At 56.7% G+C, this 224-nt stretch carries 1 protein-coding gene; it reads left to right on the plus strand.

Annotated elements, in window-relative coordinates; genetic code table 11:
* Positions 1 to 223: DUF6124 family protein (locus K0F88_RS32175; RefSeq protein WP_257605431.1), on the plus strand; the 223-nt coding region annotated here is incomplete at its 5' end.
* Position 224 lies beyond the last annotated feature (1 nt).

The following is a 224-nucleotide window of genomic DNA, read 5'->3' on the forward strand; positions in this document are numbered from 1 at the left end:
CCACGAACCCGAACCCATGTTCCTCGCCAACCCCAAATACGACACCGAATCCCTGCTGGCCAACGCCAGCGAATCACTGGGCTCGGCGACTACCATGCTCAGCAATTTCGCGGCGTTGCTGGATAACTCGCATCGCAAGACGCTGCTGGGGATTACTCAGGTGGTGATGTTGGGGGAATTGGCGGTGAATCAGGCGTTGGATAAGGTTGAGGTGAAGGAGTAAG

Source organism: Pseudomonas sp. UMAB-40 (assembly GCF_900095275.1).
GTDB lineage: Bacteria > Pseudomonadota > Gammaproteobacteria > Pseudomonadales > Pseudomonadaceae > Aquipseudomonas > Aquipseudomonas mandelii_B.